Source organism: Natrinema hispanicum (assembly GCF_004217335.1).
GTDB classification, from domain to species: Archaea; Halobacteriota; Halobacteria; order Halobacteriales; family Natrialbaceae; genus Natrinema; species Natrinema hispanicum.
On sequence record NZ_SHMP01000003.1, the window covers coordinates 302,877 to 324,944 of the forward strand.

Annotated in this window: 21 protein-coding genes, 1 tRNA gene and 1 pseudogene; 11 read left to right on the plus strand and 12 right to left on the minus strand. The window is 63.5% G+C overall.

Annotated features, from left to right (window positions below; translation table 11 throughout):
• Positions 1–23: 23 nt before the first annotated feature.
• Together BDK88_RS02205 and BDK88_RS02210 are read right to left on the minus strand one after the other, a co-directional pair.
• Positions 24–158: a 30S ribosomal protein S27ae gene (locus BDK88_RS02205; RefSeq protein WP_008010935.1), complete on the minus strand. Its 135-nt coding sequence runs from the start codon at positions 156–158 to the stop codon at positions 24–26.
• A gap of 1 nt (position 159) precedes the next feature.
• Entirely contained in the window at positions 160–468 is a 309-nt protein-coding gene (locus tag BDK88_RS02210; protein ID WP_130498975.1) for a 30S ribosomal protein S24e, read from the minus strand.
• A 213-nt stretch (positions 469–681) separates the two neighbouring features.
• On the opposite strand from BDK88_RS02210, the gene BDK88_RS02215 reads away from it, so the two are divergent.
• Both BDK88_RS02215 and BDK88_RS02220 read left to right on the plus strand, forming a co-directional pair.
• A complete protein-coding gene (locus tag BDK88_RS02215) occupies positions 682–1,887 on the plus strand; it encodes an outer membrane protein assembly factor BamB family protein (RefSeq protein ID WP_130498976.1) in 1,206 nt (401 codons plus the stop codon).
• Positions 1,884–2,684 (plus strand): hypothetical protein, encoded by an 801-nt coding sequence (locus BDK88_RS02220; RefSeq protein ID WP_130498977.1) that lies wholly within the window; start codon positions 1,884–1,886, stop codon positions 2,682–2,684. The genes BDK88_RS02215 and BDK88_RS02220 overlap by 4 nt, the downstream gene beginning before the upstream one ends.
• Before the next feature lie 86 nt (positions 2,685–2,770).
• Here the strand turns inward: BDK88_RS02220 and BDK88_RS02225 are convergent, their stop codons facing one another.
• From BDK88_RS02225 to BDK88_RS02235, 3 genes are all read right to left on the minus strand, one after another.
• Positions 2,771–3,844 (minus strand): beta propeller repeat protein, encoded by a 1,074-nt coding sequence (locus tag BDK88_RS02225; protein WP_130498978.1) that lies wholly within the window; start codon positions 3,842–3,844, stop codon positions 2,771–2,773.
• 77 nt (positions 3,845–3,921) lie between these two features.
• A complete protein-coding gene (locus tag BDK88_RS02230) occupies positions 3,922–4,800 on the minus strand; it encodes a universal stress protein (RefSeq protein ID WP_130498979.1) in 879 nt (292 codons plus the stop codon).
• Positions 4,801–4,820: 20 nt separating this feature from the next.
• Positions 4,821–5,099: an amphi-Trp domain-containing protein gene (locus BDK88_RS02235; protein WP_130498980.1), complete on the minus strand. Its 279-nt coding sequence runs from the start codon at positions 5,097–5,099 to the stop codon at positions 4,821–4,823.
• Between the two features lie 276 nt (positions 5,100–5,375).
• On the opposite strand from BDK88_RS02235, the gene BDK88_RS02240 reads away from it, so the two are divergent.
• Positions 5,376–5,564, plus strand: a complete 189-nt coding sequence (locus BDK88_RS02240) for a hypothetical protein (protein ID WP_130498981.1) — start codon at positions 5,376–5,378, stop codon at positions 5,562–5,564.
• Between the two features lie 173 nt (positions 5,565–5,737).
• Here BDK88_RS02240 and BDK88_RS02245 read toward each other — a convergent pair whose 3' ends face one another.
• Positions 5,738–6,205, minus strand: a complete 468-nt coding sequence (locus tag BDK88_RS02245) for a cupin domain-containing protein (RefSeq protein WP_130498982.1) — start codon at positions 6,203–6,205, stop codon at positions 5,738–5,740.
• 554 nt (positions 6,206–6,759) lie between these two features.
• On the opposite strand from BDK88_RS02245, the gene BDK88_RS02250 reads away from it, so the two are divergent.
• Entirely contained in the window at positions 6,760–7,263 is a 504-nt protein-coding gene (locus tag BDK88_RS02250) for a hypothetical protein (protein WP_130498983.1), read from the plus strand.
• 429 nt (positions 7,264–7,692) lie between these two features.
• Here BDK88_RS02250 and BDK88_RS02260 read toward each other — a convergent pair whose 3' ends face one another.
• The 3 genes from BDK88_RS02260 to BDK88_RS02270 all read right to left on the minus strand — a co-directional run bounded on the left by BDK88_RS02260 (position 7,693) and on the right by BDK88_RS02270 (position 9,501).
• Positions 7,693–8,448 (minus strand): hypothetical protein, encoded by a 756-nt coding sequence (locus tag BDK88_RS02260; protein ID WP_130498985.1) that lies wholly within the window; start codon positions 8,446–8,448, stop codon positions 7,693–7,695.
• A gap of 183 nt (positions 8,449–8,631) precedes the next feature.
• Positions 8,632–8,703: transfer RNA gene (locus BDK88_RS02265), tRNA-Ala, on the minus strand.
• 114 nt (positions 8,704–8,817) lie between these two features.
• A complete protein-coding gene (locus BDK88_RS02270; protein WP_130498986.1) occupies positions 8,818–9,501 on the minus strand; it encodes a rhomboid family intramembrane serine protease in 684 nt (227 codons plus the stop codon).
• A 90-nt stretch (positions 9,502–9,591) separates the two neighbouring features.
• Between BDK88_RS02270 and thiD the strand changes: the two genes are divergently transcribed.
• From thiD to BDK88_RS02290, 4 genes are all read left to right on the plus strand, one after another.
• On the plus strand, positions 9,592–10,953 hold the full coding sequence (gene thiD, locus BDK88_RS02275; RefSeq protein ID WP_130498987.1) for a bifunctional hydroxymethylpyrimidine kinase/phosphomethylpyrimidine kinase: 1,362 nt from the start codon (positions 9,592–9,594) through the stop codon (positions 10,951–10,953).
• Positions 10,950–11,924 carry a TIGR03560 family F420-dependent LLM class oxidoreductase gene (locus BDK88_RS02280; RefSeq protein WP_130498988.1) on the plus strand — a complete coding sequence of 325 codons (975 nt, stop codon included), beginning with the start codon at positions 10,950–10,952 and terminating at the stop codon, positions 11,922–11,924. Before thiD ends, BDK88_RS02280 begins: the two co-directional genes overlap by 4 nt.
• A 92-nt stretch (positions 11,925–12,016) precedes the next feature.
• Positions 12,017–13,438 (plus strand): APC family permease, encoded by a 1,422-nt coding sequence (locus tag BDK88_RS02285; protein ID WP_130498989.1) that lies wholly within the window; start codon positions 12,017–12,019, stop codon positions 13,436–13,438.
• Complete coding sequence (locus BDK88_RS02290) at positions 13,435–14,172, plus strand: universal stress protein (RefSeq protein ID WP_130498990.1); 738 nt, start codon at positions 13,435–13,437, stop codon at positions 14,170–14,172. The genes BDK88_RS02285 and BDK88_RS02290 overlap by 4 nt, the downstream gene beginning before the upstream one ends.
• Here BDK88_RS02290 and BDK88_RS02295 read toward each other — a convergent pair.
• A pseudogene (locus tag BDK88_RS02295) lies at positions 14,169–14,297 on the minus strand (ATP-binding protein); the annotation flags it as partial. The gene BDK88_RS02290 and the pseudogene BDK88_RS02295 sit on opposite strands and share 4 nt — an antisense overlap.
• Before the next feature lie 3 nt (positions 14,298–14,300).
• Positions 14,301–15,065 (minus strand): universal stress protein, encoded by a 765-nt coding sequence (locus BDK88_RS02300; RefSeq protein WP_130498991.1) that lies wholly within the window; start codon positions 15,063–15,065, stop codon positions 14,301–14,303.
• A gap of 751 nt (positions 15,066–15,816) precedes the next feature.
• On the opposite strand from BDK88_RS02300, the gene mutS reads away from it, so the two are divergent.
• Positions 15,817–18,486: a DNA mismatch repair protein MutS gene (mutS, locus tag BDK88_RS02305; protein WP_130498992.1), complete on the plus strand. Its 2,670-nt coding sequence runs from the start codon at positions 15,817–15,819 to the stop codon at positions 18,484–18,486.
• A 138-nt stretch (positions 18,487–18,624) separates the two neighbouring features.
• Positions 18,625–20,817 (plus strand): DNA mismatch repair endonuclease MutL, encoded by a 2,193-nt coding sequence (gene mutL / locus BDK88_RS02310; protein WP_130498993.1) that lies wholly within the window; start codon positions 18,625–18,627, stop codon positions 20,815–20,817.
• Here mutL and BDK88_RS02315 read toward each other — a convergent pair.
• Positions 20,814–21,002, minus strand: a complete 189-nt coding sequence (locus BDK88_RS02315; RefSeq protein WP_394342657.1) for a hypothetical protein — start codon at positions 21,000–21,002, stop codon at positions 20,814–20,816. The genes mutL and BDK88_RS02315 overlap by 4 nt on opposite strands.
• A gap of 404 nt (positions 21,003–21,406) precedes the next feature.
• Here BDK88_RS02315 and BDK88_RS02320 point away from each other — a divergent pair, with 404 nt between their 5' ends.
• Positions 21,407–22,030 (plus strand): acetate uptake transporter, encoded by a 624-nt coding sequence (locus tag BDK88_RS02320; protein WP_130498994.1) that lies wholly within the window; start codon positions 21,407–21,409, stop codon positions 22,028–22,030.
• Positions 22,031–22,068: the final 38 nt, after the last annotated feature.

Consider the following 22,068-nt stretch of genomic DNA (forward strand, 5'->3'; position numbering starts at 1 on the left):
GCACGTCGGCCATCACTCAGGGGTTATTCCCACTCGGTGTAGCCGCACTTCCCGCAGTGTTTGCGGTCGCCGTGGTCGGCGAGGAAGACATCGCCACAGCGCGGGCAGAGTTCGCCGCTGGTCGTGCCGTCGTCGTTGTAGAGGTCGTAGCGCGCCATCTTAGGCCTCCTCCGCTTCGGCGTCTTCCTCAGCGCCGATCTTGTTGCGCTCGAGCATGTGGTCTTGCTCGACGTCGCGGGCGTCGTCGGCGGTGTCGTAGACCTTCGCCTCGCCGACGGTCGTACGCATCCCGAACTTGGTGTCGAGTTTGCGGATGACGACCTCGTCGGCGTCCTTGTTCAGCTTCGCGGCGAGGCTGTCCCGAACCTGCAGGCGCTCTGGGGTGGCGTCCTCGTGGGACAGTTCAAAGGTCACGTCCGTTCGATGCAACATGGGGTTCTCCTCCTCGGAGATGATGTCGACGTCCATGATATCACTCAGTTACTCTACTATCCCCGTGTAGCGCCTAAAAGGATTTCGAACCACCCACCCGTGCTCCGGCGATCGATCGCGCTGGTTCGGCTCGTTTCGCCCGTCTCGAACGAAAACGCGCACGGGAGACCGTTTCGCCGCCATGTAACTTCCAAGTGACACATAAATTTGTAAATGTATTTCAATCAGAACGTGACTAGATCGAATCGAATGCCCTCCAGACGACAGACGCTCGCCGGTATCGGACTCGCCGCGGCTGGCCTCGTCGGTGGCGACGCCACGACGGCCGCGCAGTCTCCGTCGGCGACGCTCGACTGGCCGATGGCCCGGTACGACGCCGCTGGCACCGGCTACAACCCCGACGCGTCGGGGCCGAAAGACGATCCGCAAGTCGCGTGGGCCGGAGACCTCGAGCGGACCGGCGGGCTCGAACCCGATCCACCGGTGGTCGTCGACGGGACGGTCTATGCCGGCACCGAGAACCTGTTCGCACTCGATGCCGCCACGGGTGACGTCTGGTTCTCGTACGACAACTACGGCGTCTCCCACTCGAGTCCCGCATGTGCCGCGACATCGATTTATCGAACGAAGACGCTGGCAATCAGTTCATCCGGTGGGACCGTCGGTTTGAACGCCGGCGGCGGGATGGCGCTGTTCGGCGTTCATGTTGGCAACCAACGGTGGCGCGGGCCGGGTACCGAGCCGGAGCCGTCCGTTTTCGGCCCCTCGAAGGCACCGCCGCCAGTCACGGTCGGCGAGACAGTGTACGCTGTGGCTCCCACTACAAGCGATATCGTCGCGCTCGAGGCGGACAACGGCCGCGAGCGATGGCGGCGACGGTTTCCTGGGGGCGACATCGGTGGCACCGTCTTTCGGCCCGCAGTAAGCGGTGACACCGTGTACGCGACCGGCTGGCCCAGTGACGTGGCGGCGTTCGACGCTGAAACCGGCTCCACGCAGTGGGCTGAGTCACTCGACGATGCCGATGTCAACCGGCCGCCAACGGCCACTGAAACCGGTGTCGTCGTCCCGACTCGACGCGGCGTAACACTGTACGAGGACAACGGTGACGTTCGCTGGACGCGAAATCTCGACGGGAACGCGACCGAGGGGGCTGTCACCGTCGCCGAGGGGCGCGTGTTCGTCACCGACGGCGACGAGTCGCTGTATGCGCTCGACCTCGAGACGGGTGCTGACGTGTGGTCAGTCGCATTTAGTCACGAAGCGACACCGGTCGTCGCCGACGGCATCGTCTACATGACGAGCGGTGCCGAACTCATCGCGTTCGATGCAGCAACTGGCGACCGACGCTTTACTCGTGAATCGGAGTGGTATTTCTCCCCGCCCGCGGTTGGCGACGGCGTACTCTATGTCGTCGACGGCGATCAGGTGCTTGCGCTGGAGGACGACCCATGACTGAGGAACCGTTCGATCCAACACTGGATGGAAGCGATCGCGCCGGCGCTGGCCGTCCGGCCTCACCGTTCTCGCTGGCGCTCGATCGACTCCAGCGCGACCCCGTTCTTTTCGTGCCGTTCGTCGTCGCCGGCGTGTGCCTCTGGCTCCTCGACTGGATTCGACGGCACGACCCGCTCCCAACGATTCCGGCAGAGCAAACCGGCGCGACAGTGACCGTCGCGTACACTGGCTACCCGACCGGTGTGACGGAGACAGCACGAGCGCTGTCGTCCCTGATCGATCTGAAACTTCCCTATCTCGTCTGGGGAATCACACTCGAGGTCGTCGCCGGCTTCGTTATCGTGGCCGCTGGCACCGTGACGATCGCTCGCGCGCTGTCGGCCGACAGCGGCGGGACGACGCCGCGGCGACTGCTGGCGTACGCCGGCCTCGTCGCATTGTTCGACGTGGCGTTTCGCATCCTTACCGCGCTCGTCGGCGATGATATCGGGCTGATCGCCGGGCTCATCTTGGTCGTTCCCCTCTTCGTCGTCTTCGTTCGCGTCTTCGCTGCGCCAGCGTTCATCGTCAGCGGATCGGGACCGGTCGCTGCACTCCAGCAGAGCGGACGCGCAACTCGCGGTCGTGGCTGGTCGATTCTCGTGCTCGTCGTCGCATTTGGCCTCGCAGCGTGGCTTCTCGGACTCGTTCCGTGGGTCGGCACGATCCTGAGTACCGCCCTCATCGGCTCCGTTCACGCCGTCACGGTCGCCGTCGTCCGGGAGACAGCCACCGACGGTCACGGCGGTCGCTGACGGCTCATACGGTTTGCTGTAACGATTTACCGGTGCAACCGCAGGGCGGTCGCGGTTGCACCGGCAATGACTTACAGTAGACCGTATCAGGGAAGCGCGACCAGCCCGCGCGGCGTCTCCTCCTCGAGTCCCTCAGACCAGTCAATGTCACCCTGTGTCCACGAGTCACCGAAATCCCGTGTCAGAAACAGCCCGCGGTTATTGACCGCGACGACGACGCCCGGCTCGCCGATCGTCGCAAGCACCGTGCGGACGACACCCTCACCGGTCGGCAGGCCGCGTCCCTCGAGGCGCTCCCACGAATCCGTCTCACCCGCGCGCCGGTAGACGAACGAGTTTGCCCTGCGCGGGGTGTGTGCCGTCCTCGCACCGCGTGCACTCGAGACCATGACGCGGTCTGGATCACCTGGATCGGGGGCGACCGACCAGCAATACCGGTGTGCGAGCCCGTCCTGTGGATGTCGCCACGAGTCACCGAAGTCGTCGCTCTCGGCGTAGCCGTCGCCGGCCGCAGCGTAGAGCCGTCCCTCGCGATCGGGATGGGTCACGAGGCTGTGATTGTCCCGGCGCGAGCCCGGCGGCCGCTCGTGCCACGTCTCGCCGCCGTCGGGCGTGGTGACGAACGCGCCGGCCTCGATCCCGACGGCGAGCCGATCGGGATCGAACGGATCGACCGCGAGGGTCCGGACGTGGTGGGTGTGTGGCCGCGGCGGAAACGACCACTCGTCGGCCGAGGAAAGCGCGGCAAGCCCCTCGAGATGCGTCCAGGAGTCACCACCGTCGCGTGAGCGATAGAGCCGGCTGGGTTCGGTGCCGGCGTAGACGACCGCCGGGTCGTGCGGGCTGACGGTCACGGCCATCACACGGTCGCCCTCGCTGGCGGTCGATGTTGTGTCGGTCCGCGTGACCGCCCGTCCGCCGGCCGAGTCCTCGGCCACGAACTGTGTCTCGTGGCGGTCGAACGATTTCCCGCCGTCGACGGAGCGGCTCAATCCGTCGCGGGTGCCGATGAAGAGCCGACCGGGCGCGCTCGGATGGGCAGCGACACACTCGAGGTCACGTCCCTCGAGTCGCGACGTGGCTGTCCAGCCGTCCGGCTCGAGGCTGTCGCTCGTACAGACGAACAATCGATCCCGAACGGCCACGAGCACTGTTACCATACCTACCTGGACGGGAGCGGGACGTATGAGTCGTGCCCCGTCTTGGTTGTCACGAGCGAGACGAGCAGGAACTGCGGTTACGTCTCGCCGCGCTCCCCGCGAACGGTCAGTACCGGAACTGGCGACATCCGAACGAGCTGTTCGGTGACGCTACCGAGCAGATATCGATCGAATCCCGTACGGCCGTGCGTGCCGACGACGACGAGGTCGATGTCGTGGTCGTCGATGTACGTCCGGATCGTCTGGGGGATCGACGAGCCGAACTCGACCGCTTCGGCGGCCGGCTCGACGCCAGTCTCGGTCGCAAACGCCGACGCATCGTCGAGGATCTGGGTCGCGCTCTCCTCGAGCATCGACAGCTGGATCTCGTTTCGGACGTCGACACCGAGTGTCGCAGTTGTGACGACCGAGAGGAGATGCAACGCGGCCCCCTCGGTGGTCGCGATGTCGGTCCCGATGGCGAGTGCATCCTGTGCGCCGTCGCTGCCATCCGTTGGAACGAGCACGTTCCGGTAGGGGTACTCGATCACGTCGGTATCCGGCCGGATCGTCAACAGGGGCGTTTCGGCCTGCCTGATGACGCGTTCGGTCGTACTGCCGAGCAGGAATCGCCGAAGCCCCTGTCGTCCGTGGGTCGGCATGACGACGAGATCGACATCGTGTGACGCTGCGTAGTCGACGATCATACTGTAGGGGACGCCCTGCCGGACCTCGGTGACCGTCTCGATCCCCCGCTGCTGGGCGCGATCGTCGGCATCGTCGACGATCGTCTCGCCTTCCTGGACGAGCGTATCGACAACCTCGCCTTGCCGGCGGAGCACGCTGTCTTGTGTCGTATCCGCCACGTTGAGGATGTGAACCGTCGAGTCGTGGCTGTCGGCGATCTCGAGGACGTGATCGAACGCGGCTGCCGATCCCTCACTGCCATCAGTGGGAAAGAGGATTTGGGTATACATCTGTCTCTGTCTGCCCTGCGTCACTCGCGAATGTCGAGCGTGCCCTCGTCTGCAGTGTGGGCCTCACGCCACCAGACGAGTTCGAATTCGATACTCTGTTTTGCCTCTGTGTCGCCCTCGGACCAGTCCGACTCGCCTTCCAGTTTGAACGTGATCGGCTCCGATGGCGTCATCGCGACGGTGGTCTCACCGAGTTCGAGAGTCACGTCGCCGTCACCGTCGAGTTGATCGGCCAACCCGCGGAGAGACGCTGCAACCTCTGACCGAGATTTCTGTGCTTCAGTCTCGAGTTCACCCATGTGCGTCGGCACATCAAGGACTGGGATAAACACGCAGGGGAGCTCTCAGCAGGGTAGAATCCCAGCTTATTGTGATACTTTCGCGTACCGAACCGACCTCATACTGGAAGCCGGTGGCGACGCGAGGCACACTGACTCACGCCACCGCGAGTCGAATCACGACCTGACTGCGCCCCACCGTGACCAGCGGCGCGGGGTACCAGCGTCGGTTGTCTTGACCCCCTGGAAATTTCCGTCTGTGGGACCTTGTGGGTGATTAACAATGGGCCGATTTCGATGACCCCCGCTGACAAACGCAAAGAGAAAGCGCCCGGCGTCTGCAGCACCTGTGGCGAGTTGCTGACGGTCTGGATTACTCCAGACGGAACGATCCATCCCATCAGCCCGCACAACACCTGTTCGTGCGATGAGCCAGCACTTCGAATCGTCGAGGCAGACGACGTCTTCGAGGAGGACGCTCACTGAGGGCGGTCGCTCGAGGACGGAGGGCCGTGCTCGTGTGACCTCCGTCATCGTAACGTGCGAACGGGCGGCCCCAGCGAAAGTTTGTATTCCACTGCGTCGACAATCCGTCTCCGAGGACAGTCACCGACAGCCTCGGGGACGGGACCTGTAGACACAGCGCTGGAGAACGGGACTCAAGAGTGACGCACCGTCTCCGCACCACATTCCTCACAGATGGCAACGAGGGCGTCGCGGTCAGCGGTTGGTTCGATACGGACCAACTGGCGCTCGCCACAATCGGGACACATCCGGAGAATGTCTGTCTCGCCGGTGTCGGCAGGCGCACCGAATGCCAGCGCCACGACCCGCTCGTCAGTTTCGTTGCGGCCGCGTTGCCATTCACCGGGCGCAAAGCAGATCGCTTCCTCCGCGCTGACGGTCACGTCACCCTCCTCCGTCTCGAACGTCGCCGTCCCCTCGAGCACGTAGAAGAGTTCTTCCTGGTCAGCGTGGCGATGATAGCCGAATCCGAAGCTCTCGCCGGGCTCGAGGATGTAATGATTTACTGCGAGGTGTTCGGCCTCGAGTGCGTTCGAAAGCGAGCGTTTGCTCTGTGCTGGGCTCATCCATCGGTCGACCTCGTTGAGACTAACCCGCTCCATAGGGTGTGGTCGTTCGGCAGGAATAAATAGACTGTTGGCCGGAAATCTCTGGATTCTCGGACAAAACCCACCGCAAACACTGGTCAATCGGGACGACCAGCGAGAAACACGCGGATTTGTGTCCGAGAATAAGGTAGTTCTCGGACACCGCGCTTGCGGTAACTACAGATGCGAACTTACCGCTGCGGGGAGTGATTAGCATCCGCTCGCTTCGCGAGCGGTTCACCGCCGGAGCGGGGTGAAACCCCGCGACGGCGGCCTTTTGGCATCAACGGGTTTTGCCGGGGGTTGAGGCTGGCGTCGTAGACGCCAGCCGATTCCCCCGGTAAAAGAGGTTGCTGTACTTACTGGTGACTCGAGATCGTCTGTCCGACCCTGTTCTACTTCTGAGACACAGCACTTGCGGTGAGTCGATGTGGGTTACAAGCACCCAGAATGCGGTTTGTTTATTACCAATATTTAACCAGTAAACAGTGGTAGTTGATTCTATGATTCGGCGAAAATATCTCGCTGCTAGTGGGTTAATGACAGTAGGCATTGCGGGGTGTACGAGGGTGAGAGGGGAGACACAGCTCACGGCTGACGATGTAGTTGCGGACGATTCGAGCGCCACGCTGCCATTTAGGAACGATGGGAAAGAGGTGCTGAGTATTCAGCTTCAGAAACAATTCCTCGACGATGTGAAGCGTGAGTACTATCCATTCTATGTCTCTTCGTGGCAACGAGACGGAGTCCGGTTAGACTCGCTCCGACTCGAATTTCGCTCTCCACCGTACACGAGTGGCTTCTCACCGGCCGGAATCTCCCTTCGAGAAGACGCCCACGCACACAAAGCGACGCTCTCTCGAGATGAAGACGACCCATCGACAACCATCTTAAACGTCCCCGATACGACCGACATCGGCCAGGGGAGCGTGGTCGTTCAGTTGCTCCTGTCTGCAGATCACACACAAGACCCACAAAAACTCTGGATCGGGGCCGAAGCCACACTCTCATCCGATAGTCTTCTTGGAGCCGACTACCGTGCGACTGGTGACGTTACTGTCGAATTTCCCTGACGGGCTACAGATTCAAGATTATTCGTCCGCGTCTACCGTCGTTCTCGGACACCGCGCTTGTGGTAACGACAGCTGCGTGCTGTCCGACCAGGATGTGAAATGTTGGGTTTCATAAGGAATCTACTATTGAATGATAACAACGGAATATGAGTGTTGCCACCCTCCAAGAAAAGACTCCACGGGCTACTGTCCCCATAATTATCGTGCTTTTTGTTAGCAGCCTCTTGTACGCCGTACTCACATCGACAGCACCGTTTGCATTACTCGTCTTTTGGGGTGGGCTATTCTCGATCGGAATCGGGCTCGTTGCTGTCTCTCTGCTTTACCGGCTTGTACTGGCAGTCGAACGTATCGCGGACAGTCAATAATCAGCCCTTCCTGCTGCTCGAGGACGTCTATCTGACCCTACCTATCTTCTCGGACACTCGCTCAGGGTTTCGGGCTCTCGGGCCATGCAGGAATATCGCCTTTTATTACTCGGTGAGCCTGTTGCTTTAGTATCTCTCGGGAATTCATACCAACGAACTCCTGTACCTCCTCTCGAAGGTCTGCTACAATGAGGCCGTATAATCGTGTGCTGAGTAGCCGTATGACAGAAAGAAGGATCAGACAGATATGGGTGGAGGGAGAGAGTAGACTCTTATTCCAGAAAAATTGCGCAGCAATCCGATGCCAATCCTGATCATTATCCCGTATATCCCCTGGCTTTTCAGACAACTCTTGATTGAACCTTCTGATTAGATCTGAGTTCGTCTTTATCTGATGTAGCACTATCTTGTATGCGATAACAAGAGTGGTGCCTCCTATGAAAAGTAGACTCCCAACAATCTCGGCTGTCGCAAAAAAGATCATATTTTTCATCTGGAGTACACCGATTGCAGAGAATCCCCCGCCGAATAGGATGGCCCCGGCAGCTATGTAATAGAACAGTATCTTAATTCTTGATTCCCATCCTTCGAAAATAGAGGCCAAATTCGATAATTGGTTGTTCTGGTCAAAATTTTCAGCCTCAATTTGGGCGTCTTGTGCTAAATCGGACAACTGTGAATTTTCCATCTTAAGTCCCTCAACAACTACACTGCTTTTTGATCCTTTGTAGTACCAACTTAGGAAATCCTGTTTGACTGCATCGTGGATAATCGGGAAATAGCCGAAGTCAAAGAGTATCTCCGAGAAACTCTTCATCACCATACTATTAGATTTGCTAATACTTAGATATTGATTGGTACCCAAGGATAGATCCGAAATGAGCGGAGAGTTCGAAATGGCAGCCAGAGGGGGTGGACTCGCCGGGACTGAGCAAACGCGAAGCGTTTGTGATGTACGGCGAGTCCATTGACTGAAGCGAACGAAGTGAGCGGAAGGAAATGGACTCGCCGGGATTTGAACCCGGGGCCTCTTCCTTGCGAAGGAAGCGATCTGCCACTGATCTACGAGCCCTCGCACGTTCCTATCAGCGGTTTCTATTTGAGGCTTGTGTTTCGGAGGCGACTCGAGACAGCGAACCATGGTGGGCACTCGAGGCGGGGACACGCCGCAGTGAGCCACGAACGGTCACGAACCGACGGCAAGCACGCGAGCGCGGCCGGCGAGTGCGCCGACCAGAAAGCCGGCGAAGTGAGCGAGCACGGCGACGCCGGGCGAGGCGGTCGCAAGCGTCAGCGCGACTGCGAGTCCGACGAACACGAGCGCCGACAGCCAGTTCGGGACGTCGACGAGCGAGGCGAGGCCGGTCGAGAGCCGGTTCGACGCGACGAGATAGCCAAGGAGTGCGAAGACGGCACCGCTGGCACCGAGGACGCCAGCTGTCGGCGCGACGGGGACGATCGGGAGCGCTGCAAGCGTCCCCGTCAGAACGAGCTGGGCGACGCCGGCGATCGCGCCGGCGATCGCAAAGAAGACGTGAAAGCGAAGCCGCGTGGTCGCCCGGGCGACCGGCCAGCCGAAGACGAGCAAGGCGAGACTGTTCGAGAGCAGGTGGCCGAAGCCGCTGTGGGCGTAGACGCTCGTGACGATCGTCCACGGGTTGGCCGACAGCGGCGGCGCGAGGACGAACAGCGTTCCCATCACGCCCGCAAAGGCCGTGACTCCTTGGACGACGAAAACGAGCACGAAGACGACGAGGAGCTCGAGGATCGGACTCGGGCTCCCCGCCGCAGCGGGTGGCCGCTCGCCAGCGCCGGGAGTGGACCGGCGGGGCGTCGAGGACTGCGTTCGGGACCGCGAGCGCCGTACCATACGAGCGAATACAGCGCGAGCGCCAAAAGGCTCCGCCCTTGCCGGGAGGGGACCATCATGGCTTAGTACAACCGCGGAATACGATCTCGTATGCGAACACCAGCACCCGAGAGCCGGCCGGTCGCGCTGACGATCGCCGGCAGCGACTCCGGCGGCGGCGCGGGCATCCAGGCAGATCTCGCGACGATGGCCGCCCACGGTGTCTTCGGGACGTCGGCGATCACCGCCGTCACGGCCCAGAACACCCGCGGCGTCGCGTCCTCGCACGTCCTGCCGGGCGACGAAGTCGACGCACAACTCGAGGCCGTCACCGACGACTTCGCGGTCGGCGCGGCGAAGACGGGGATGCTCGCGACGACCGAGGTCATCGAAACCGTCGCCGATCACGCACAGGGTTTCGACTTCCCGCTTGTGGTCGACCCGGTGATGGTCGCGACCTCCGGCGACCGACTGCTCGAGCCCGAAGCCGAGCGCGCCTACGAGGACCTGCTGGGCGAGGCAACCGTCGCGACGCCCAACGCCGACGAGGCCGAGGTGCTGACCGACATCGCCGTCACTGACGAAGAAAGCGCCCGCGAGGCCGGCGAGGCGATCCTCGAGACGGGCGTCGACGCGGTGCTGATCAAAGGTGGCCACGTCCCCGGCGAGCGAGTACGAGATACGCTCGTCACTGCCGACACCGTCCGGACGTTCGAACACCCACGCGTCGCCACCGACGCGACGCATGGCTCCGGCTGCACGCTCGCCGCGGCGATCGCGGCCCGACTCGCGAAGGGGGAGGCCCTCGAGCCCGCCGTGGGCGGTGCGACGGACTTCCTTGCCCGCGCGGTGCGCCACTACTATGATGTCGGTGAGGGCCCCGGCGCGGTCAACCACATGGCCGCGCTGCGAAACGAAGCGGCCCGAGAACCCACCGCCGAGGAGGTACAGGCAGTCGTCGACCGGTTCGTCGACGCCGACGTGTCGGCGCTGGTTCCCGAAGTCGGGATGAACGTCGTCGGTGCGACGCCGTATGCCAACTCCGTCGCCGAGACGGCGGCGGTCGAGGGACGGATCACTCGGACCCTCTCAGGGGTCCACCCCAACCGCGGCGTCCGATTCGGGGCCTCGAGCCACGTCGCTCGCTTCCTCCTCTCCGCACGGGAGTTCGTCCCGGATCTCCGCTTTGCGGTCAACTGCCGGTTCGACGCGGACGTCGAGGCAGCACTCGAGACCCTCGCGTGGCCGGTCGCCGAGTACGATCGCAGCCACCAGCCCGACGCAGTCGCAAAGATCGAGGACAGCACGATGGGGTGGGGTGCCCGACAGGCCTTCGGGGATCGTGACGAGCCGCCTGCTGCTATCATCGATCGCGGCGAAGTCGGGAAAGAGGCAATCGTGAAACTCGTCGCCGCCGACCCAGAGACGCTCGCCGAGCGGGTGCTGGCACTCGACGAGGTGGTCTCCGAATGAGCGCGACCGACCTCGACGTCGGCATCATCCTCCCCCAATACGGAACCGACGCCGACACGGTTCGAGAGACGGCACTCGAGGCCGAGCGGCTGGGCTACGACGCGGTCTGGCTCGAGGATCACTTCCAGTCGTGGATCGGCGACCCGCGGCGGGCGACTCAGGAGTGTTGGACGACACTGAGTGCCGTCGCCGAGGCGACCGACCGGATCCGGCTGGGAACCCTCGTGACGAGCCAGTCCTATCGCCATCCGGCCCTGCTCGCGAAGATGGCGGCGACGGTCGATCAGATAAGTGATGGGCGGCTCGACCTCGGCCTGGGCGGCGGCTGGTACGAGGACGAGTATGACCGCTTTGGCTACGAGTTCCGCGAGCCGCCGGCCGAACGCCTGCGCCGGCTCGCCGAAACCGTCGAGATCCTTCAGGGGCTGTGGACCAACGACACCTACAGTCACGAGGGCACACATCTCGACGTCGATCTCGAGGCGGCCTTCTGTGAACCCCAACCCGTCCAGGACCCCCATCCGCCGATCTGGATCGGTGGCGGCGGCGAGCAGTTCACGCTACGATACACCGCCGAACTGGCCGACGGCTGGAACTTCGGCACCCTCGAGCCCGAGGGCTTCGCCGAGAAGCTCGACGTGCTTCGGGATCACTGCGAGAGCGAGACGCGGTACGACGAGATCCGCAAATCCGCCGAGCTGTTCGTCTTCGTCGGCGAGACGACTGCCGCGGCCGAACGAAAGCGCGAGCAGTTCCAACAGGCGGTCCTCGCTGGCGAGCCAAGCGAGCCCCGGGAGTTCTTCCTCGCAGGCTATCTCGAGACAGCCCCCACGGGAACGCCAGCGGCGGTCCGCGACCGGCTCGCAGACTACGCCGACGTCGGCATCGAGGAAGTGATGCTCGCAGTTCCGGACGCGGCAGACGACGAGGACGAGAGCCTCGAGTTGCTGGCCAACGAGCTCGCCAACTAAGAACTGATCCGGATCGGTTGAGACCGACATGCCGTATTCAGATTCCCGCACTCGACAGCAGAGCTATACGGCAGGCGTGAGACGCCTTCGGTATGAGTGACCCGTCGTCGGTCGGTGGGACCAACGTCGAGGGAGAGTCACCACAGATCGAGCCGACGGTCGAGACCGACGAGGCGACGATCACCGACGACGCCGAACTCGAGCGGACGCTCGGGTTGACTGGCGGCCTCGCCATCGGGATCGGGACGATGATCGGCGCGGGAATCTTCGTGTTCCCGGGGCTGGCGGCCGGCCGGGCCGGCCCCGCCGCGGCGGGATCGTTTGCGATCGGTGCGCTCGTTGCCCTGCTGGTCGCGCTGCCGGCCTCCGAACTCGCGACGGCGATGCCTAAAAGCGGCGGTGGTTACTACTATATTTCGCGTGGGCTGGGGACGCTGCCCGGTGCCGTCGTCGGGCTGTCGCTGTGGTTCGGGCTGGTGTTCGCGACGGCGTTCTATCTCGTTGGCTTTGGGTACTACGCCGTCGACACGCTCGCGGAACTCGGTGTCACGGTCGGTGACGGACTCGTTATTCCGCTGGCGCTGCTGTTCGGGGCTGGCGTGACCGTGCTGAACGTGACGGGAACGGAAAACGCGGCGAAGCTGCAAAACGGGATCGTCGCATTGTTGCTGTCGATTCTGGTCGTGTTCCTCGGCTACGGCGGGCTCGACACGGTCGGACTCATCGGCGATCCATCCGCACCCGAACAGTTCGCCCCGTTCGGGACGCTGCCCGTGTTGACGACTGCAGCGCTCGTGTTCACCTCGTATCTGGGCTTCGCGCAGGTGGCGACCGTCGCCGGCGAGATGCGCGATCCCGGGCGGAACCTGCCGCTGGCGATGGTCGGCTCCGTGCTCATCGTCGGCGTCCTCTACGTTGCGGCGATCTTCGTCTCGACTAGCGCGTTCGGCAGCGAGCGGCTCGCGACGTTCGGCGAGACGGCGATGGTCGAGGTGGGCCGCCACTACTTCGGCTCGATCGGCGCGGTCGCGATCGTCTTCGGCGGCCTACTCGCGACGATGTCGAGTGCCAACGCATCGGTACTCAGCACGTCGCGGGCGATCTATGCGGTCTCGAAAGACGCCCTGTTGCCGCGGCGAGCGAGCCACATCAATCTCCGATACGGCACCCCACACGTCGCGCTGGGGATGGCCGGCGGGCCGATCCTTGCCCTGGTCGCGACCGGGCGCGTGGAACTACTCGCGGAGGTCGCGTCGTTTCTCCACCTGATCACGTACGGACTGCTCTGCGTGGCGTTGCTCGCACTGCGACGCGCCGATCCGGCGTGGTATGACCCCGACTTCCGTGTCCCCGGCTATCCCGTCGTCCCGGTACTCGGTGCGCTCGCCAGTTTCGCCCTTCTCGCGTTCATGCAGCCGGTGTCACAGCTCGTCGGCATCGCCATTATGCTCGTAACCGCCGGCTGGTACGCCTACTATGGCCGTGGCGTGACGCTCAAGGGGGCGGTCGAATGACGCGCGTCCTCGTTCCGCTGGCGATCCTCGAGGGCGAATCGGTCTCGACCGGCCTGCCGACACTGCTCGCGACGATGGACGTGACCGTGCTTGGCTATCACGTTCTGCCGGAGCAGACGCCGCCCGATCAGGCGCGACTGCAGTACGAGGACAGAGCGACTGAGGCGCTCGTCGATCTCGAGGCGGCGTTTAAAACCGCTGGCGGGAGCGCCGACCATCGCCTCGTGTTCACCCACGATCGCGACCGAACGGTCGAGCGGATCGCCGACGACACGGCCGCCGACGCCTACGCCATCACCGGCACGACCGGGCCGGTCGATCGGCTGCTCGTGATGCTGACCGGCGACGTCGCCGTCGACCGGATCACCAGCTTCGCCACGGAACTGATCGGCGATCGCGAAATCGGCGTCACACTCCTGCTCGCGACCGACGACGAACCCCGCGGTCGGACTGTCCTCGAGCGGACCGTCGCCTCCCTCGCCGAACGCGGCATCGATGTCGAACCCGAGCTCGCAGTCGACGAACCACCACTCGAGGCGCTGCTTGCGGCCGCAGCCGGCCACGACGCGATCGTCATGGGGGAGCAGGCACCCTCGCTGCGGTCGTTCCTTCTCGGTGAAGACGCCGAACGGATCGCAGCCGAGTCCGTCGGGCCGGTCCTCGTCGTCCGCGAGCACCGCGACGAGACGGCGAGCGGGGAAAAACAGCGGCAGTCGGAGTCGCTTGAGCGTTAGTTCTCGGTTGGCAGTTCGACGACGAACACAGCGCCACGGGGCTCGTTGTCCTCGACGTGGACACTGCCGCCGTAGGTGTCGACGAGCGTCGCGACGAGATAGAGGCCGAGGCCCGTCCCGCCGCTCCATTAACCATCCTCGGTGGGTGCTGTCGCCTCGTCGGCTTCGGGCTCGAGGTACTCGCCGCGAATCACGACCACTGGATCGACTGTCCGCCGCGCCAGCCGTTTCGCTCGGTCCCGGAAGATCGCCCGACGGATCGACGGCCGACTTTCGCCAGCGACGAGGAGGTCGTGGTCGGCCGACGCCTCGACGATCGCCGCCGTCGGCGAGTCGTCGACGACGACGGTGCTGGCGATCCGATCGTCGTCGATGCCCGCGGCGACCAGTTCCGATCGAGCCGTCTCGAGCAGGGCCGTTCCTGCCGCTTTCTGCGCGTCGTCGGGCGCGACATGAAAGAGGGTCAGCTCGAGGGTCGTGTCGGCGAGGATCGTCGCGAGCAGCCGGGCGATATGCTCGACGTTGACATCGCCCCGGAGTGCGACGAGTACCGTCTCGAGGATGGGTGCTGGATTGAGTAGCAACACGGCGTCACAGGCGTCCTCGACGGCGACACGCTCGAACGTTTTCAACCGGTCGTGAGTAAACACCAGTCGCGAGGTGACGTCACAGCCGGCATTCTCGAAAACCGTCCGTAGTTCCTCGAGTTCGGCTCGTGCGCGATCGCCGTACTCGTCGCGTGCCTGCTCCGGGCTGGTCTGGTCCGGAATTTCGCGATAGCCAAGCACGACGACCGGAATTGACGCGAACGCGTCGACGATCGTTTCCGGAACGGACTCACCCTCGAGAACGTCGACCGGAATGAGCACGCGGTGATCGCGAGGCGCGGACATGAGATGTTGTCTACTACGCTACCACGGTAAGCGGTATATACCCCCTGTCGACCGTCGTCTCTCGAGAAGTGATATCGATCGTAACAATCGAACCGATTGATATACTGATACGGTCTGCTGTACCGATGTACCGGTGCAACCGCAGGACGGGTCGCGGTTGCACCGGAACTGACTGACAGCAGACCGTATGACGCAGAACTGGCGTGCGAGCAGGTGTGCACTGACTGCCAGTGACGATCGTGTTCGGTGGGGCCAGTATCGAACACGGTCGACAGTTTGTCGGCGTCGACCTCGAGGTCGGCGACGTGACCGACGCCGACCCGCTCTCGGAACCGGTACGTGGTGCGGTGACATCCTCAGCGCTATCACGAACCCGTTGCAGCGGCTTAACAACCCAATAAGTATACTGAGACACCTCGAACGAACGACGTGGCGAGGCGGACCGGATTCGGTCGTTCCCCCCTACCGAACCCGTCCGATCATCCGAGACATCGCCGAACCCTCGCCACCGATCGGAGCACGTCCCAACGTCTAGTGAAACCCTCACGCTCCGATCGCCCATCCACCGCACACGGACCCGGCAGGGGGTGTTCGGGTCCGTGTCGGTTTCGGCCGCTGGTTCCGGAACGATTTTTCGACCCGAAGTGGACTCACTGACAACACCGTTGCGATCGATCCGATCCAGCGTCACCGCGACCACTTTCACCGCGGATCCCGCAGGGTTTTTGAGATGGGACGATACGCATCCAGTATGACCGAGGCGACGGGGATCGTCGGAGAGTTTTTCTCCCTCAAAGAGGGGACCGACGCCGATCTACTGGCGATGCAGTGTGGCGACTTCTACGAGTTCTTCGGCGAGGACGCCGAACGTGTCAGCGAGGAACTCGATCTCAAGGTCTCCCAGAAGTCTTCCCATGGCTCGTCGTATCCGATGGCCGGCGTGCCGATCGACGATCTGACACCCTATCTCAAGGCCCTCGTCGAACGTGGCTACCGGGTCGCCGTCGCCGACCAGTACGAGACCGACTCCGGCCACGCCCGCGAGATCGTCCGCGTCGTGACGCCTGGGACCTTACTCGAGACCAGCGACGCCGACGCTCAGTACCTTGCGGCGGTCGTCGACGGCAACGGTGCCAGTGGCTCGAGCGGAAGCGGAGACGGGTACGGCCTCGCCTTTGCGGACGTGACGACCGGCCGGTTTCTGGTCGCCGAAGCCGACGACGCCGACGACGCGCTGACGGAACTCTACCGGTTCGATCCGGTCGAGGTCCTGCCGGGACCGGACGTGCGAACCGACGACGACCTCCTCGGGCGGGTACGCGAACGCAGCGATGCAACTCTGACGCTCCACGAGACGGAGGCGTTCGCACCCAAGCGTGCAGCCCATCAGGTGCGCGAGCAGTTCGGCACCGAGACCGTCGACCGACTGGCCGTCGACGAGCCGGCCATCGCCGCCGCCGGAGCCATCCTCGCGTACGTCGCGGACACCGGCGCGGGCGTGCTGGCCTCGATGACCCGCATTCAGGCCCATCACGGCGACGATCACGTCACGCTGGACGCGACCACCCAGCGCAACCTCGAGTTGACCGAGACGATGCAAGGCGAGCGCGATGGCTCGTTGTTCGCGACGATCGACCACACCGAAACCAGTGCCGGCGGTCGCCTGCTGAAAGAGTGGCTTCAGCGTCCCCGTCGGTCGCTCACAACCTTAGAGCAACGTCAGGAATCCGTGGCCGCGCTGTCGACGGCGGCGCTGGCTCGCGACGAGCTCCAGGACGCGCTCAGCGAGGCCTACGATCTGGCACGACTCGCCTCGAAGGCAACACACGGCAGCGCCGACGCGCGGGACCTGCTCGCGGTCCAGGAGACGCTCGCAGTCCTGCCTGCGCTGGCCGAAATCGTCGCATCGAACCCAGACCTAGCCGACTCCCCGCTCTCCGAGATCGTCGCCCGACCGGATCGTGCGGCCGCTGCCGAGCTTCGAAAGACTCTCGAGACGGCCATCGCCGAGGATCCGCCGTCGACGGTCACGCAAGGCGAACTCCTCCAGCAGGGATACGACGACGAACTCGACGAGGTCATCGAACGCCACGAAGCCGTCAAAGAGTGGCTCGACACGCTCGCCGACCGCGAGAAAACCCAGCACGGCCTCTCGCATGTCACCGTCGACCGAAACAAGACCGACGGCTACTACATCCAGGTCGGCAAATCCGCTGCCGATGGTGTCCCGGACCACTACGAGCAGATCAAGACGCTAAAAAATTCCAAACGGTTTACGACCGACGAACTCGAGGCAAAAGAGCGCGAAATCCTCAGACTCGAGGAACAACGCGGCGAACTCGAGTACGAGCTGTTCTGTGAGCTTCGCGAGTCGGTCGCTGCCCACGCCGAACTGCTCCAGGACGTCGGCCGGGCGCTGGCGACCGTCGACGCACTCGCAAGTCTGGCGACCCACGCCGCCGAGAACCGGTGGGTCCAGCCCGACCTGCATCGCGGCGACCGCTTAGCGATCGAGCAAGGCCGCCATCCGGTCGTCGAACAGACGACGGAGTTCGTCCCAAACGACGTGCGGCTGGACGAGGATCGGGGCTTTCTGGTCGTCACCGGCCCCAACATGTCCGGGAAATCGACGTACATGCGTCAGGTCGCGTGTATCGTCCTGCTGGCCCAGATCGGCAGTTTCGTCCCGGCAAAGGAGGCCGAAATCGGGCTGATCGACGGTATCTTCACCCGTGTCGGTGCGCTGGACGAACTCGCACAGGGCCGCTCGACGTTCATGGTCGAGATGAGTGAACTCTCGAACATCCTTCATACCGCGACCGAGGAGTCGCTGGTCATCCTCGATGAGGTCGGCCGCGGGACCGCGACCTACGACGGGATCTCGATCGCGTGGGCGGCGACGGAGTACCTGCATAACGAGGTCCAGGCCAAGACCCTCTTTGCGACCCACTACCACGAGCTGACGGGGCTCGCGGAGAACCTCCCCCGTGTCGCCAACGTCCACGTCGCAGCCGACGAACGCGACGGCGATGTGACGTTCCTCCGGACGGTACGGGACGGCCCCACGGACCGCAGCTACGGGATCCACGTCGCCGACCTCGCAGGGGTGCCCGATCCCGTCGTCGACCGCGCTCGAGACGTCTTAGAGCGTCTGCGCGAGGAGAAAGCCATCGAGGCCAAAGGTGGCGGCTCGAGCGAGCCCGTTCAGGCCGTTTTTGATCTGGGCAGCGGGACCATGCAGACGCAGGAGCAGGCCGCCTCGACCGACGGCGGTCCACCGGCGGCCGACGATGGGCAGTCGCTCGATCCCGATACCGAGGCCGTTCTCGAGGACCTCGAGTCGATCGACGTCAACACGACACCGCCGATCGAACTCGTCTCGAAGGTCCAAGAGTTACAGGAGCGACTCGAGAAGTCGTAGGTCAGCGGCGGCAAGAAGACGAGTGGAGGACGCGTTCGAACGCGCGACTCCAGACGGTAAAACCTAACCAGCAGCCATCTGTAGAGATATCTATCACATCAGGCGCGTCTCCCCCGTTGCGTGCCGACGCTGTCTATCATGAGTGACGAGCCTCTTCCATCGGACGGCGAGACCGAGATCCACCAGCTAGACGAAGATACCGTCGCCCGTATCGCCGCCGGCGAGGTCGTCGAACGGCCCGCCAGCGCCGTCAAGGAACTGGTCGAGAACAGCTTAGATGCCGACGCCTCGAGCGTCGACGTCACCGTCGAGGACGGCGGCACCGAACTGATCCGGGTCGCCGACGACGGCCACGGGATGAGCGAGGCGGACCTCCGGGCGGCCGTCCGCGAGCACACGACGAGCAAGATCGACGGCCTCGAGGACTTAGAGTCAGGCGTTGCCACGCTGGGCTTTCGTGGCGAGGCCCTGCACACGATCGGATCGGTGTCACGGCTGACGATCCGCTCGCGCCCGCGCGACGGCGAGGGCGCGGGGACGGAACTCGTCTACGAGGGCGGCGACGTGACGAGCGTCGAGCCGACGGGCTGTCCCACGGGGACGATCGTCGAGGTCGAGGACCTCTTTTATAACACGCCCGCCCGCCGGAAGTTTCTGAAGACGACGGCGACGGAGTTCGCTCACGTCAACCGCGTCGTCACGCGTTATGCGCTCGCGAATCCCGACGTGGCCGTCTCGCTGACCCACGACGGCCGCGAAGTGTTCGCGACGACCGGGCAGGGCGACCTCCAGGCTGCCGTGCTGTCGGTCTACGGCCGCGAGGTCGCCTCGTCGATGATCCCCGTCGAGACCGACGGCGATGCGCTTCCACCGGGGCCGCTCGAGTCCGTCTCGGGGCTCGTCTCCCATCCCGAGACGAACCGCTCGAGTCGGGAGTACCTCGCAACCTACGTCAACGGCCGAGCTGTGACCGCCGATGCCGTCCGCGAGGGGATCATGGGTGCATACGGCACGCAACTGGGTGGCGACCGCTACCCCTTCGTCACGCTCTTTCTCGAGGTCCCCGGCGACGCGGTCGACGTGAACGTCCACCCGCGCAAGCGAGAGGTACGCTTCGACGACGACGATGCGGTCCGGCGGCAGGTCGACGCCGCCGTCGAGTCGGCGCTACTCGAGCACGGCCTGCTGCGCTCGCGTGCACCACGGGGCCGGTCAGCACCGGGCGAGGCGCGGGTCGAGCCCGGAGTCGAGACCGGGACACCCGACTCCGAGTCGACGACGCTCGAGGAGAGCACTGGCGGTGTGACACCGACCAGCGACACAGATGGAAACGAAAGCGACCCGGCAGCCACAGCCGACGACGGGACGGACAACGTGCCATCGACCGCTGATCCCGAACCGGCGAGTACCGATGCAGGAGTCGCCTCAAGTGGGGGCGATGCCAGCACCGAGCGCACATCGCAGCCGACGCCAAATACGAGCGAGCCGGACGAGTCGTCGACAACTGCGGCGGAGCCGAGCACTGATCCAGAGCGCGGAACAGGTAGCGAGACGACGGCCGATTCGGCGGCGACGGCGGCCGACGCGAGCCGATCCGCCTCGCCTCGAGACGACGACCCACAGGACGATCGCGACGCGACAGCCCACGCAGGCACGTTCAGGACCGCCACCGAACAGCGAACGCTGACCGGCAACGCTGCGACGGGCGACGAAACCGAGTTCGACTCGCTGCCGTCGTTGCGCATGCTTGGCCAACTCCACGATACCTATCTGGTCTGTGAAACGCCCGATGGACTCGTCCTGATCGACCAGCACGCCGCCGACGAGCGGGTCAACTACGAACGCCTGCAGGACGCGTTCGCCGACGATCCGACCGCGCAAGCGCTCGCCGAACCCGTCGAACTCGAGTTGACCGCCGCGGAGGTCGAAGCCTTCACCCACTACCGCGAGGCGCTCTCGCGGCTTGGGTTCTATGCCGACCGAGTCGACGATCGAACGATCGCCGTGACAACAGTGCCAGCGGTGCTCGAGGAGACGCTCGAGCCGGATCGACTGCGGGACGTGCTCACCGCCTTTGTCGACGGCGATGACGAGGCAGGGGCCGAGACGGTCGATGCGCTGGCCGACCAGTTCCTCGGCGATCTGGCCTGTTATCCCTCGATCACGGGGAACACATCGCTGACCGAGGGGTCGGTGATCGACCTGCTCGAGGCGTTAGACGACTGTGAGAACCCCTATTCCTGTCCGCACGGGCGACCGGTACTCGTCACGTTCGACGAGGCCGAACTCGAAGCGCGGTTCGAGCGGGATTATCCAGGTCACAGCGGCTAGGTTCCTCGAGATGTGCGGTAGGCCGTGCGCTCGTGTCGGTAGAGCCAGATCGCACAGCAAAACGAGATCGCGCCGGCGGCGGTGGCAATAGCGAACGCGATTCGATAGCCAAGCGGCGTATAGACGCGCACGCCACCGGCGAGCGCATCGTCGGCCGCGAGACAAGCGAGTTGGGTCGTATCCACAGGACCTGCAACTGACTCCGTCGTACTGACAGCCGTTTGTTCACAATCGGAAGGATAGAAACCGTCAGTCCCCGCCATCGGGAGTATATTATCAGCTAGTTTTGATACTGTGTATCATATACATTAGATATGTCTCGAGCGGCCAGCGAGATACAAATCGGCAGATTCATCATTATTATTTTATTAAGTTCACAGCGGAGGCAGGGTCAGTGACCACGACTCCTGCATGCGAATTCCGTTTGTGACATATATTACCGCGGCAGAGAATACCTATATTGTGTGTCACTATCAGACATGTTCGGTGGCGATCTGTGAGCCTCGCTAGCGCATCATACTACTGGAGTCTGTCACCATTTTTGTCCAAACATCATGCTTTATAACCCGGTATTCACTATGGTGTTTTGATGCCTGCAAATACCAACACCGGAAACCCGGGTCCCCTTGGCCTGGCTGCGTTCAGCCTCACGACGATTTTGCTGAGCCTCGTCAACTCCGGACTCTTCGGTCTCGAACTCGAAATGGCGCTGATTCCGATGGCACTCGGCTTTGGCGGCTTCGTCCAGTTGCTCGTCGGGATGCTGGAGTACAACGAAGGCAATACCTTCGGACTGACCGCCTTTACCAGCTACGGTGCGTTCTGGATTTGGTTTGGCCTCCTCATCACGATGACCCACAACGGGCTCCTCCCGTCGGTCGGCGCACAGGCGATCGGGGTCGTCCTCCTCGTCTGGGGGCTGTTCACCGTTGGAATGTGGATCAGCACGTTCAAGCTCAACTGGGCGCTCTGGAGCGTCTTCCTCGTGCTCTCGATCACGTTCTTCCTGCTCGCCTTCGGCGATATCCTCGGGATCGCGTCGCTGGTCACCCTCGGTGGCTACCTCGGACTCGTCACCGGCGCGGGTGCACTCTACATCAGCATCGCGGAAGTGACCAACTGGAGCTTCGACGCCGAAGTCCTCCCGCTGGGCGGCCAGCCGCTCAAGTCGAAGCCGACCAGCCAGGACTCGATGAGCGTCGCTGACGACTGATCGGCACCCACAGGTAGCTGACTGTCGTCTCCAGTGTG